The 12,436-nt window shown below is 70.2% G+C and carries 9 protein-coding genes; 7 read left to right on the top strand and 2 right to left on the bottom strand.

Features of this window, described 5'->3' with window-relative positions:
- Positions 1-79 precede the first annotated feature (79 nt).
- Positions 80-2,602: a mechanosensitive ion channel domain-containing protein gene (locus IGS68_RS18800; protein WP_201072542.1), complete on the top strand. Its 2,523-nt coding sequence runs from the start codon at positions 80-82 to the stop codon at positions 2,600-2,602.
- A gap of 106 nt (positions 2,603-2,708) precedes the next feature.
- Positions 2,709-3,005 (top strand): hypothetical protein, encoded by a 297-nt coding sequence (locus IGS68_RS18795; RefSeq protein ID WP_201072540.1) that lies wholly within the window; start codon positions 2,709-2,711, stop codon positions 3,003-3,005.
- Between the two features lie 18 nt (positions 3,006-3,023).
- Here the strand turns inward: IGS68_RS18795 and IGS68_RS18790 are convergent, their stop codons facing one another.
- Positions 3,024-4,076, bottom strand: a complete 1,053-nt coding sequence (locus IGS68_RS18790; protein ID WP_201072538.1) for a tartrate dehydrogenase — start codon at positions 4,074-4,076, stop codon at positions 3,024-3,026.
- Positions 4,077-4,225: 149 nt separating this feature from the next.
- Here IGS68_RS18790 and IGS68_RS18785 point away from each other — a divergent pair, with 149 nt between their 5' ends.
- The 5 genes from IGS68_RS18785 to nadC all read left to right on the top strand — a co-directional run bounded on the left by IGS68_RS18785 (position 4,226) and on the right by nadC (position 9,799).
- Positions 4,226-5,248 carry an NUDIX hydrolase gene (locus tag IGS68_RS18785; protein WP_201072536.1) on the top strand — a complete coding sequence of 341 codons (1,023 nt, stop codon included), beginning with the start codon at positions 4,226-4,228 and terminating at the stop codon, positions 5,246-5,248.
- Positions 5,249-5,384: 136 nt separating this feature from the next.
- Positions 5,385-6,149, top strand: a complete 765-nt coding sequence (locus tag IGS68_RS18780; protein WP_201072534.1) for a hypothetical protein — start codon at positions 5,385-5,387, stop codon at positions 6,147-6,149.
- Between the two features lie 159 nt (positions 6,150-6,308).
- The gene (gene nadA / locus IGS68_RS18775; RefSeq protein ID WP_201072532.1) at positions 6,309-7,316 is read left to right on the top strand and encodes a quinolinate synthase NadA; all 1,008 of its coding nucleotides are present in this window, start codon (positions 6,309-6,311) and stop codon (positions 7,314-7,316) included.
- Positions 7,317-7,332: 16 nt separating this feature from the next.
- Positions 7,333-8,985, top strand: a complete 1,653-nt coding sequence (locus IGS68_RS18770; RefSeq protein WP_201072530.1) for an L-aspartate oxidase — start codon at positions 7,333-7,335, stop codon at positions 8,983-8,985.
- A complete protein-coding gene (nadC, locus tag IGS68_RS18765) occupies positions 8,963-9,799 on the top strand; it encodes a carboxylating nicotinate-nucleotide diphosphorylase (protein ID WP_201072528.1) in 837 nt (278 codons plus the stop codon). Before IGS68_RS18770 ends, nadC begins: the two co-directional genes overlap by 23 nt.
- A gap of 64 nt (positions 9,800-9,863) precedes the next feature.
- On the opposite strand, the gene IGS68_RS18760 is transcribed toward nadC, so the two are convergent.
- Positions 9,864-12,299 carry a Tex family protein gene (locus IGS68_RS18760; RefSeq protein ID WP_201072526.1) on the bottom strand — a complete coding sequence of 812 codons (2,436 nt, stop codon included), beginning with the start codon at positions 12,297-12,299 and terminating at the stop codon, positions 9,864-9,866.
- Positions 12,300-12,436: the final 137 nt, after the last annotated feature.

Below are 12,436 nucleotides of genomic sequence, written 5' to 3'. Positions count from 1 at the left end.
TTCTCGTCACCATAAAATCCCCGCCGTTCCTCGGGAGGCATGCTAAACCTGCGCATCCGGCCTAGCCGGATTTTCCGCCATGGGTTTATCGGTCCAGATGCGCCAATCGCTTTCCGTGTGGTTCCGCCGCCCGCAGCATCTTCTGCGGACGGCCTTCGTCCTGTTGCTTCTGTGTCTCTCGCCGGTTCCGGCCGGCGCGCAGGCCACGGCCCCCGAATTCAAGGCGGCCTTGGCCGGCTGGCAGGCATCTCTCGACAAGGCCGCGGCGCGGCTGGCGCGCGGCGATCTCAATGAGACCGAATACCAAGCCTTGCGCACGGAGCTGTCGTCGCTGTTCGACGCGGCGCGGGGGGCTGCGTCGGCCGCCGTCGCCGAGCAGGGGGTCAACCGGCAGCTCGCCGACGCCCTGGGGACTCCGCCGGCCGAAGGGGCGCCGCCCGAGGCGCCGGCGGTCGCCGCCGACCGCCAGCGGCTTTCGAAGATCATCGGCGAACTGGACGGGCGGGCCCGGCAGGCCGAGCTGATCGCCACGCGCGCCGACATCCTGATGCGGACCGCCACCGACAAGCGGATGCAGCAATTCACCGACGCGCTGTTCCAGCGCGGTCCCTTGCCCCTGGAGCGGGAGACCTGGAACAGCCTGCCGGTCCAGGCCGACTACCTGCGCGACCGCGTGGTCCAGGCGGTCGCCGCGACCGCCGCCGATCCGGCCTGGCGCGACCGGGGCATCGAACTGGCCGCCGCCTTCCTGGTGGCGCTGGGGGTCGCGTGGCCGCTTCGGCGCTGGCTGCTGCGGCGGTTCGGGCACCGGCCCGTGGCGACCCATCCCAGCTACCGGCAGAGGGTCGTCGCGATGGCGGTGGAAGCCGTCGGGCGCTGCCTGATGACGGTACTGCCGACCGTGGCGGTGGCGGTGGCGCTCCATCACCTCATCGGCGGCGACGTCCGGACCCTGCCGTTGCAGGCGCTGATCAGTGCCGCGGCCGGCGGGCTGGCGTTCTTCCTGTTCTTTTCCGGGCTGGCGCGGGCGATCCTGGCGCCGGACCATTCCGTGTGGCAGCTGACCGGGCTGGAACCCGCCTCGGCGCGGGCTCTGGTCCACCGCATCACCCTGTTCGCCGGCGGGCTCGCCGTGGCCGGCGGCGCGGTCGTGCTCCAGAGCCGCATGCTGTCCCCGCCGGAACTCCAGGCGGTCACCGGCTTCGCCGCCATGCTGCTGGCGACGGCGGCGCTGATGTTCCTGCTGCCCGGCCGGCTGTGGCGGACCGTGCCGCCGGTGCAGGAGCCGGTCCAGCCGCCGCCGGCCGACGCGGCGGCGGAAGCGCCGGCAGCCGCCGGGGGCTCCTGGGTGCATCTGCGCTTCCTCGGCGGCGCCGTGGCCCTGGCGGCGCTCGGCGCCTCGGCGGCGGGCTACCATAACCTGTCGGTCTATGTCGGCATGCTGTCGCTCGCCGCCGTGGCGGTCGGCGGGCTGCTCCTGCTGGCGCGCGGCGTGGCGCGCGAAATGCTGACGATGGTGATGGAACGCGAGCAGGGGCCGGTCGCCGAGTTGCGCCGGCTGCTGGTCCGGTCCGAGCGGGGTGTCCAGGCGGCGGACTGGTGCGGCAGGGTCGCGATCGATTTCGCGCTGATCACCCTGGCGGCGGCGATCCTGCTGCCGCTCAGCGGCATCGACTGGTCCGAACTGCGCAGCCTGTTCGACACCTTCATGAGGGGCGTCACGATCGGCGGCGTCCGGCTGGCGCCGGCCGACATCATCGCCGCCATCCTGCTGTTCAGCGCCGCGGTCATGGTCACCCGCTACATCCAGCGGACGCTGGACGTCCGGGTGCTCCAGCGGCTCCAGATCGACCGGGGCGTCCAGAACTCGATCAAGACCGGCATCGGCTATTTCGGCTTCATGGTGGCCATGCTGGTGGCGATCGGGGCGCTCGGGCTCGACCTGTCCAACCTGGCGCTGATCGCCGGCGCACTGTCTGTCGGCATCGGCTTCGGCCTGCAGAACGTCGTCAGCAACTTCGTCTCCGGCCTGATCCTGCTGGTCGAGCGGCCGATCAAGGTCGGCGACTGGGTCGTGGTCGGCGACAAGGAAGGCGTGGTCAAGCGCATCAGCGTGCGCGCGACCGAGATCCAGACGTTCCAGCGCGCCTCGGTGATCATCCCGAATTCCGAGCTGGTGTCGTCGGCGGTGGTCAACTGGACCTTCAAGGACAAGTTCGGCCGGATCGACATCAAGGTCGGCGTCGAGTACGGCTCTGACCTGAAGCTGGTCCGGGAGACCCTGCTGGCCTGCGCGAACGCCCATCCCCGCGTGGCCCGGATGCCCGGCCCCATGGTGGTGTTCCGCGACTTCGGCCAGAGCTCCCTGGATTTCGAACTGCGCTGCTTCATCCCGGACGTGGATTTCTTCCTGTCCACCGCCAGCGACCTGCGGTTCGCCATCGCCGAGGCTTTCGAGCGCAACGGCATCGCGATCCCGTTCAACCAGCAGGTCATGCATATCCCCCAGCTCGACGGGCTGCGCGACCTGATCGAGCGCCGGGGCGCCCCGGCGGCACCCTCCGCGGCACCTCCCGCGCCGCGGCTGGAGACCATTACGTAGAATTCATCTGCAGGAAATGACGGCGCAAGGGCGATTGCCCCAGTTTGGCCATATGGGAGTCACCATATACCCGGTGATGATCGCCAAGAATGAGGATCCGCCCGCCATGTACGCTTCCGAGCACTTCTTCCGCCAAGCCCCTGGACGACCGGCCGTGCCCGGCTGGTTCAAGGGCCTGATGGTGCCGTTGCTCATCCTCGTGGCGTTGCCGCTGACCCTCCTGGTCATGGCCTTCGTCCTGGCGCTGGCGGCGGTGCGCGTGCTGCTGCGGCTGGTCCTGCCGCGGCAGGCCCGCCCCCGGGCGCAACGCGCCGGGCATTCCGGCCCCGGACCAGCAAGCCGGCCGGAGATCCTGACCGACGTGGACTACGTCGTCCTCGACGACACCGGGCCACGCCGCTGATCTCCGGCGGCATTCACTTCAGAGCGCGTCCGCGACCGCTTGGCCCAACCCGGCGGTCGTGGCTTTGCCGCCCATGTCGGGCGTCAGCAGGTCGGGCCGGACCAGGACCTTCTCGATCGCCCCGACGATAGCCTTCCCCGCATCGGGATGGCCCAAATGGTCCAGCATCATGGCCCCGGACCAGATCTGCCCGATCGGGTTGGCGATGCCCTTGCCCGCGATGTCGGGGGCGGAGCCGTGGACCGGCTCGAACATCGACGGGAAGTCCCGTTCCGGGTTGATGTTGGCCGACGGCGCGATGCCGATGGTGCCGGTGACCGCCGGCCCCAGGTCGGACAGGATGTCGCCGAACAGGTTGCTGCCGACCACCACGTCGAATCGCGACGGGTTGCGGACGAAATGGGCGGTCAGGATGTCGATGTGGTACTGGTCGGTGCGGACGTCGGGATAGGCCTCGCCCATCGCCTTGAAGCGTTCGTCCCAGAACGGCATCGTATGGATGATGCCGTTGGACTTGGTCGCGGAGGTCAGGTGCTTCTCCGGCCGGGAGCGGGCCAGCTCGAAGGCGTAGCGCAGCACGCGGTCGGTTCCGCGCCGGGTGAAGACGTTCTCCTGGACCGCCATCTCGGCGTCGGTCCCGGGATAGAGACGCCCGCCGATCTCGGAATATTCGCCCTCGTTGTTCTCCCGCACGATCCAGAAATCGATCTCCGGCCGGCCGGCGAGCGGGCAGGGGACCCCGTCGAACAGGCGCACCGGGCGGAGGTTCACATATTGCTGGAAGTTGCGCCGGATCGGGATCAGCAGTTCCCACAGCGAGACATGGTCCGGCACCGTCGGCCAGCCGACGGCGCCCAGATAGATCGCGTCATGGTTCCTGATCCGGTCCAGCCCATCGGCGGGCATCATGCCGCCGGCGCTGTGGTATCGGTCGCAGCTCCAGTCCAGGTGGTCCCACTCGAACTCGATCCCGAACCGGGCGGCCACGGTGTCGAGCACCCGGATGCCTTCCGGCATCACCTCCTTGCCGATGCCGTCCCCGGGGATCACGGCAATCCTGTACTTCGCCATATCGCTTGTTCCCTTGTTCTTCTTGCGATGCATATGAACCCTTCCCAACCGGTCCGGTAAAGCCGGAATTCCCTTCGGCACTTGTAAATCGTTCGCTGCACTGCCACACACGGGGCCTGTATCGTGACGAATTTCGGGATTGTTCGGGGATGAATGCCACCGTGGTCGGACTGACGGCCGTCGTGGTCGCCGTGACGGGCGAGACGCCGCGCATCCTGGTCGTGCGGACCCCGCCGCCCGCGGCGGCGGAAGGCGTGCCGGCGCCCCACCGCGACGCCCTGCCGTTCGGCCCTTTCGAACCCGGGCGGCACCGCACGCTGGAAAGCGCCCTGCGCAGCCGGGTCGAGCGGCAGACCGGGCTGCCGCTCCGCTATGTCGAGCAGCTCTACACCTTCGGCGACCGCTACCGCGACCACGGCGAACTGGCCGGCGGCCCCCGCGTGGTGTCGGTCGGGTACCTGGCCCTGGTGCGGGAAGCGCCGCTGTCCGGCGCCGGCGAGGCGGAATGGCGCGACTGGTACGAGTTCCTCCCCTGGGAGGATTGGCGCGGCGGCCGCCCGCCGCTGGTCGACCGGGTGATCCGCCCGGCGTTGCGGCGCTGGATCGGCGCGGCGCCCGAGGAGGCCGAGACCGCCCGCCGCGCCGAGCGGGTCGGCCTGAGCTTCGGGCCGGAGGCGGACGACGCCGCCTGGGATTTCGAGCGCGCCCTGGAGCGGTACGAGCTCCTCTACGAGGCGGGGCTGCTGGTCGAGGCGCAGCGCGACCGCGACGCGATCCGGGCCGCCGGGCTGGACGATCCGGTCGCGATGCGCGGCGCCGAGACTCCCAGGGCGCTGGGCAAGCCGATGGCGTCCGACAACCGGCGCATCCTGGCATCCGCCCTCGGCCGCCTGCGCGGCAAGCTGAAATACCGGCCGCTGGTGTTCGAGCTGCTGCCGCCGACCTTCACCCTGTTCCGGCTGCAGCAGGTGGTCGAGGCGCTGTCCGGCGTCGGGCTCCACAAGCAGAACTTCCGCCGGCTGGTGATCGCCGGCGGCCTCGTCGAGCCCACGGGACAGGTGGAAAGCCGGACCGGCGGAAGGCCCGCGGAGCTGTTCCGTTTCCGGCGCGACGTGCTTCGCGAGCGCGCCTCGCCGGGCGTGGGGGTGCCGGCCGTCCGGGTGGCCGACTGAAGGGCGGCGTGCCGCCGCGTCGCGCGCATGCCAGTGTGGCGCCTTGGCGCATGGTGCCGGATATCAATTTCGGGTAGTTTTTGTTGCGATGCAACATAAGCCGCCGTTGGCTTGACCGTAGCACGCAGGGCCGCCCATGCCACCGTCCCCGATTCTTCCCGACGTCGACCGCCCGTTCCCGCTTTATCGCGTCGTCATCGTCGGCGTGTTCCTCCTGGTCCTCCTGATCGTCGCCACGATCGGCTCGATGGCCCCCGCCGGGGAGTCGCCGGACCATGGCCGGCTCGCCGGAGTGCTCGACCCCGACCTCCGCGGAAAGCTGGAGCGCTATGCCGAGACCATGTCGGCCCCGCGGCCCCTGATCGAGGTGGAGACACCGGACGGTCGGTACAGGACGGACAGTTGCGCCGGCTTCGTGGCCTTTTCCACCCGTGACGGGCGGGGCAGGGCCCTGATGGAGCATCCGCTCGCTGCTGCCTACGAGGACTGCTCCGTCATCCGGATCCTGCACAATGCCCGCCGGCCGGAGGAGCATGTGGCTCCGCTCGGCAGCCTGGGCCACGCCGTGTTCAGCCGCCTGGATCCGGCGACCCTCCAGGCGATGGCGCCGGCCTGGGCCGGCAGGACGGCAAGGCTGGCCGGCATCGCCGCCGACCGGGTCCAGGTGGACGGCCGCCGGATCGAGCTGATCCGCGGCAGCGATAGCTGGGCGATGGAGATCGTCGCGTCGGTCGATGTCGCCGGTCCGCCGGTGGAGGATCTGGTGGTCCGGATCAGCCGGAATGGCAGGACCGCCGGCTTCATGATCCTGATGACGCGTAACGACGGAAGCCTTTCCGCCTTGCCGCTGGATGTATTCGTGGTCGGCGGCGGCCTGGCGATGGCCCAGGCCGCCGACTGAACCCGTTCCTCTTCGACGCAGGCGACCGCCTCGGCGGTCGCCTGTCCTTTCGCCGCATATATACTCAATGGGAGCATTACGTGATATACTCATTGAGATTATAAATAGGATGTGCTCATCTGGAGCAGAAAAGCCATCCTGGAGAACTGGAGCCAAGCCATGTCCGCAGCCGCCCAACTCGCCTATACGCCCGACGTCGCCGAGGCCACCGCTCCGATCTTCGAGCGCCTGAGTCGCGTCGTTCCCGCGGTCGAGTGGCCGTTCCATGCGCCGCTGGTCCATGCCATCAACACCCTGAAGCGGGAGCGCAACGCCGTCGTCCTGGCGCACAACTACCAGACGCCGGAGATCTTCCACGGCGTGGCGGACATCGTCGGCGACAGCCTCGCCCTGGCGCGGCAGGCGGCCTCCGTAGACGCCGACGTCATCGTCATGGCCGGCGTGCACTTCATGGCGGAGACGGCGAAGCTGCTGAATCCGGGCAAGCTGGTCCTGATGCCCGACATGTCGGCCGGATGCTCGCTGGCCGACAGCATCACCGGGGCCGACGTCCGCCTGCTGAGGCAGAGATATCCCGGCGTCCCGGTCGTCACCTACGTGAACACCTCGGCCGAGGTGAAGGCCGAGTCCGATATCTGCTGCACCTCCGGCAACGCGGTGCAGGTGGTGGAGAGCCTGGGCGTCGACCGAGTGCTGTTCCTGCCGGACGAGTATCTCGCGAAGTATGTCGCCACCCAGACGAAGGTCGAGATCATCGCCTGGAAGGGCCACTGCGAGGTCCACGAGCGCTTCACCGGCGACCAACTCCGCGAGTACCGGGCGCGGTTCGACGGGCTGACCATCATCGCCCATCCGGAATGCCCGCCCGACGTGCTGGAAGCCGCCGACTTCGTCGGCTCCACCGCCCATATGATCGACTATGTCGGGAAGCGGCGCCCGGCCCGGGTCCTGATGGTCACGGAATGCTCCATGAGCGACAACGTCGCGGCCGGCCTGCCGGACGTGGAGTTCATCCGACCCTGCAACCTGTGCCCGCACATGAAGCGCATCACCCTGTCGAACATCCTGGAGAGCCTCGCCTCGCTGGAGCCGCGGGTCGAGATCGATCCCGCCGTCGCCGACCGCGCGCGCCTCGCGGTCGAGCGCATGATCGCCGTCGGCCGGTGAGGGAGGGCGTTCCGCCATGGCAAGCATCCGCGATGCCGGGACGGTGGTGGTCGGTTCCGGCCTGGCCGGGCTGACCGCCGCCCTGCGCCTCTCCCCCCGGCCGGTCACGCTGCTGACGAAGACCGGCCAGCTGGCCGGCGGGTCGAGCCCCTATGCCCAGGGCGGCATCGCCGCCGCGATCGGCCCGGGTGACGATCCCGACGAGCATGCCGCCGACACCATGATGGCAGGGGCCGGCATCACCGACGCCCTGATGGCCCGGCTGCTCGCCGCCGAAGGGGCAGACCAGGTCCGCCGCCTGCTGGCGTCCGGCATGCCGTTCGACCGGGCGGTGGACGGAACGCCGAAGCTCGGCCGGGAGGCGGCCCACGGCCGCGCCCGGATCGTCCATGCCGGCGGCGACGCGACCGGCCGCGTCGTGGTCGACGAACTGGCGGCCCGGGTCCGGCTGACGCCCTCCGTCACCGTCATGACCCGGGCCTTCGCCCACGAACTGGTCGTCCGCGACGGGCGGGTCCAGGGCGTGCTCGCCCGCCACGCGGAGGAAGGCTGGGTCCTTCATCGCGCGGAAAACGTGGTGCTGGCGACCGGGGGCATCGGAAGCGTCTATCTGCACACCACCAATCCGGCCGAGAATACCGGCGACGGGCTCGCCATGGCCGCGCGGGCCGGGGCGCGGCTCGGCGGCCTGGAATTCGTGCAGTTCCACCCCACGGCGCTCGCCGTCGGCGACGGCTCCGGCCGACCGCTGCCGCTGCTGACCGAAGCCCTGCGCGGGGCGGGGGCCGTGCTGCTCGACGGAGCCGGCCGGCGCTTCATGGCGGCGGAGCACCCCGACGCCGAACTGGCGCCGCGCGACATCGTCGCCCGCGCCGTCTGGCGCCGCGTCGCTGCGGGCGACCGGGTCACCTTGGACATGCGCGCCGTCCTCGCCGGAGAGCCGGACCATTTCCCGACCGTGCTGGGCCTGTGCGCCGAAGCCGGGCTCGATCCCCGGCGCGAGCCGGTCCCGGTCGCGCCGGCCGCCCACTACCACATGGGCGGCGTGGCGACAGACGTGGCGGGCAGGACCAGCATCGCGGGCCTCCATGCCTGCGGCGAAGTCGCCGATACCGGGGTCCACGGGGCAAACCGGCTGGCCAGCAACTCGCTGCTGGAAGCGCTCGTGTTCGGGGATCGGGTCGCGCGGGCCATTTCGGCTGCCGGTCCGGGAGGTCCGCCTCCGCCGGTCGCGGTGCCCTCGCTTCCCCAGGTTCCCGGCGGGTCCGAAGCCGCTCTCGCCCCGCTGCGCCACCGGTTGCGGAGCGCGATGTACGACCGGGCCGGCCTGTCCCGCGATGCCGCGGGTATGGCCGACGGTCTCTCCCGTATCCGCGATCTCCAGGCGGAGTTCGACGGGATTTCCGGCGGTCCGGCCGGTTTCGAGGAGACCGTCGCCTGGGGCGAGCTGCGCAACCTGCTGCTGGTCGCCCGGCTGGTCACCCATGCGGCGAGCCTGCGGCGGGAAAGCCGGGGTGCCCATTTCCGCGCCGACTTCCCCGAGGCTTCCGAGGCGCTGCGGCGCCGGAGCTTCCTCACCCTGGCCGATCTCGGCCGGTCCGATGCTCTCCAGCCTGATTGCCGCCAGCCCCTGAAGGAGGCCCGCCATGCCGTACCCGCTGGTCTATGAACCCCTCGTCCGGGCCGCCTTGCTGGAGGATCTGGGGCGTGCCGGCGACCTGACGACCGACACCGTGGTCCCGGCCGAAGCGACCGCGCGCGCGCGGCTGGTCGCCCGCCGCCCCGGCCGGGTCGCCGGGCTGACGGTTTCCCTCTCCGCCTTCAGCCTGCTCGATCCCGGCCTGTCGGTGGAGATTCTGGCACCCGACGGCAGCGACGTGCTGCCGGGTGACACGCTGGCCGTGGTCGCCGGGGCGGCGCGCCCGATCCTGTCGGCCGAGCGCACGGCGCTGAATCTGCTCGGCCGGCTGTGCGGCATCGCGACGGCCACGCGCTCGCTGGTCCAGGCGGTCGAAGGTTGCAAGGCGCGGATCACCTGCACCCGCAAGACCACGCCCGGATTGCGGGCGCTGGAGAAGGAGGCCGTCCGCCAGGGCGGCGGAAGCAACCATCGCTTCGGGCTGGATGACGCCGTCCTGATCAAGGACAACCACCTGGTCGCCGCCGGCGGCATCCGGGCCGCCGTGGCCCGTGCCCGCGCCGGGCTGGGCCATATGGTCAAGATCGAGGTGGAGGTGGATACGCTGGCGCAGCTCGCGGAACTGCTGCCGCTGGGCGTGGACGCGGTGCTGCTCGACAACATGACCCCGGGACAGCTGCGCGAGGCGGTGCGGATGGTGGAGGGCCGCATGCTGACCGAGGCGTCCGGCAACATCAATGCCGATACGGTGCGTCCCGTGGCGGAAACCGGGGTCGACATGATCTCGGTCGGCTGGCTGACCCACAGCGTCACCAACTTCGACGTCGGCCTCGACTTCGACTGAGACTGAGATCCGTGGCGGGGGCCGGGAGCCGTGGCGGGGTTCCGGAGGGAACCCCGCCTGCGCCTCACTGCTTCTGCTTGGCCGCCTGGGCCCGGGCGAAGGCTTCGGCCAGGGCGCCGCCGAGGGCGGGGCCAGCCGACATCACCGCCGGCTCGCGCTCGCGCTGCGGCCGCTTCTCCGTCCGGTCGGGCCGCTTGCCGCCACCGCCGCCGCCGTTCGGGCCGCCAGGAGCCGGTCGTCGCTCCCGCGGCTGGTCGCTCCGCTTCTGGGCCTGGGCGGGTCGGGACTCAGGCGGACGCTCCGTCCGTTCCGGCCGGCCCGCAGGCCTCGCCGCTGGTTCCTCCAGGCGCATGGTCAGCGCGATGCGCTTGCGCTTGAGGTCGACCTCCAGGACCTTGACCTTCACCACGTCGCCCGCCTTGACCACCGTATGGGGGTCCTTGACGAACTTGTTGGCGAGCTGGGAGATATGGACCAGGCCGTCCTGGTGGACGCCGATATCGACGAAGGCGCCGAACGCTGTCACGTTGGTCACGGCGCCTTCCAGCACCATGCCCGGCTCCAGGTCCTTGAGTTCGTTGACGCCTTCCTTGAAGACGGCGGCGCGGAACTCCGGACGGGGGTCGCGGCCGGGCTTCTCCAGCTCGGCGATGATGTCCTTGACCGTCGGCAGGCCGAACTTGTCGTCGGTGAACTCCTCCGGGCTGAGCGACCGCAGGAACGGCGCGTCGCCGATCAGCTGGTTCAGCGGCTTGCCGGCCTGGGCGAGGATGCGCTCGACGACCGGGTAGGCCTCGGGGTGGACGGCGGAGGCGTCCAGCGGATCGTCGCCGTTGGCGATGCGCAGGAAGCCGGCAGCCTGCTCGAACGCCTTCGGCCCCAGGCGGGCCACGTCGTTCAGCTGCTTGCGCGTGCGGAAGGCGCCGTTGCGGTCCCGAAACTCGACGATGTTGCGGGCCACGCTCTCCGACAGGCCGGAGACCCGGGCCAGCAGCGGCACCGAGGCGGTGTTGAGGTCGACGCCGACCGCGTTCACGCAGTCCTCGACCACGGCGTCCAGGCTGCGGGCCAGCTTGGAGGCGCCGACATCGTGCTGGTACTGCCCGACGCCGATCGACTTCGGCTCGATCTTGACCAGTTCGGCCAGCGGGTCCTGGAGCCGGCGGGCGATCGACACGGCGCCGCGCAGCGACACGTCGAGGTTGGGGAATTCCAGCGCCGCCACTTCGGAGGCCGAGTAGACCGAGGCGCCGGCTTCGGAGACGACCAGCTTGGAGAGATTCAGCTCCGGATGGCGCTTCATCAGGTCGGTGACCAGCTTGTCGGTCTCGCGGCTGGCGGTGCCGTTGCCGATGCTGACCAACTCGATCCTGTGCCGGATCGCCAGGGCGGCGAGCACGGCGATGGAGCCGTCCCAATCGTTCTTCGGCTGGTGCGGATAGACCGTCGTCGTCTCCACCACCTTGCCGGTGGCGTCCACGACGGCGACCTTGACGCCCGTCCGGATGCCCGGGTCGAGCCCGATGGTCGCGCGCGGGCCGGCGGGTGCCGCCAGCAGCAGGTCGTGCAGGTTGCGGGCGAAGACGCGGATCGCGTCGTCCTCCGCCCGGTCGCGCAGGTCGCCCAGCAGGTCCAGCTCGACATGCAGGCCGATCTTGGTCTTCCAGGCCCAGCGCACCGTCTCCAGCAGCCATTTGTCGGCCGCCCGGCCGGCGTCCTGGATGCCGAGGTGGCGGGCGATCATGGCCTCGCACGGGTGCTGAAGGTCGGTCGCGGGGTCGCCGACCTCGATCTTGAGGTCCAGCACGCCCTGGGTCCGGCCGCGGAACATCGCGAGCGCCCGGTGGGACGGGACCTGCTTCAACGGTTCCGAGAATTCGAAATAATCGGAGAACTTCGCCCCTTCGTCGCGCTTCGCCTCGACCACGCCGGAGACGACGCGGCCCTGCTCCGCGACATAGGCCCGCAGGCGGCCGACCAGCTCGGCATCCTCGCCGAACCGCTCGACCAGGATGTGCCGGGCGCCTTCGAGGGCCGACTTGACGTCGGGCACGCCCTTCTCGAGATCGACGAAGGCCGTCGCCGCGGCTTCCGGCGCCACGACGGGGTTCTCCAGCAGGCCCAGCGCCAGCGGCTCCAGGCCGGCCTCGCGGGCGATCATGGCCTTGGTGCGGCGCTTCGGCCGGTAGGGCAGGTAGAGGTCTTCCAGCCGGGTCTTGGTGTCGGCTTCCTCAAGCTGGCCCTTCAGCTCGTTGGTGAGCTTGCCCTGCTCGGCGACGCTGGACAGGATCGCCGCCCGGCGTTCCTCCAGCTCGCGCAGATAGCGCAGGCGCTCTTCCAGGGTTCGGAGCTGGGTGTCGTCGAGACCGCCCGTGGCTTCCTTGCGGTACCGCGCGATGAACGGGACGGTGGAGCCTTCGTCCAGCAGCGCGATGGCTGCGTCGACCTGGGCTTCCCGGGCTGAGAGTTCGTCTGCGATACGTTTGCTGATGCTGATCATGTGGCGAAGGCACGGCTGCAGTGAAAACCGAAGGTCGGGTGCGAACCCCTATACCCTGTAGAGGCGGCCCAAGGCTAGGGACCTTATCCAGCCCCAGGCATATCCGGGTCATGGTTAACGGCACATTAACCTTGCGT

Source organism: Skermanella sp. TT6 (assembly GCF_016653635.2).
Classification (GTDB): Bacteria; Pseudomonadota; Alphaproteobacteria; order Azospirillales; family Azospirillaceae; genus Skermanella; species Skermanella cutis.
This window is presented reverse-complemented; position numbering and strand designations above follow the sequence as displayed.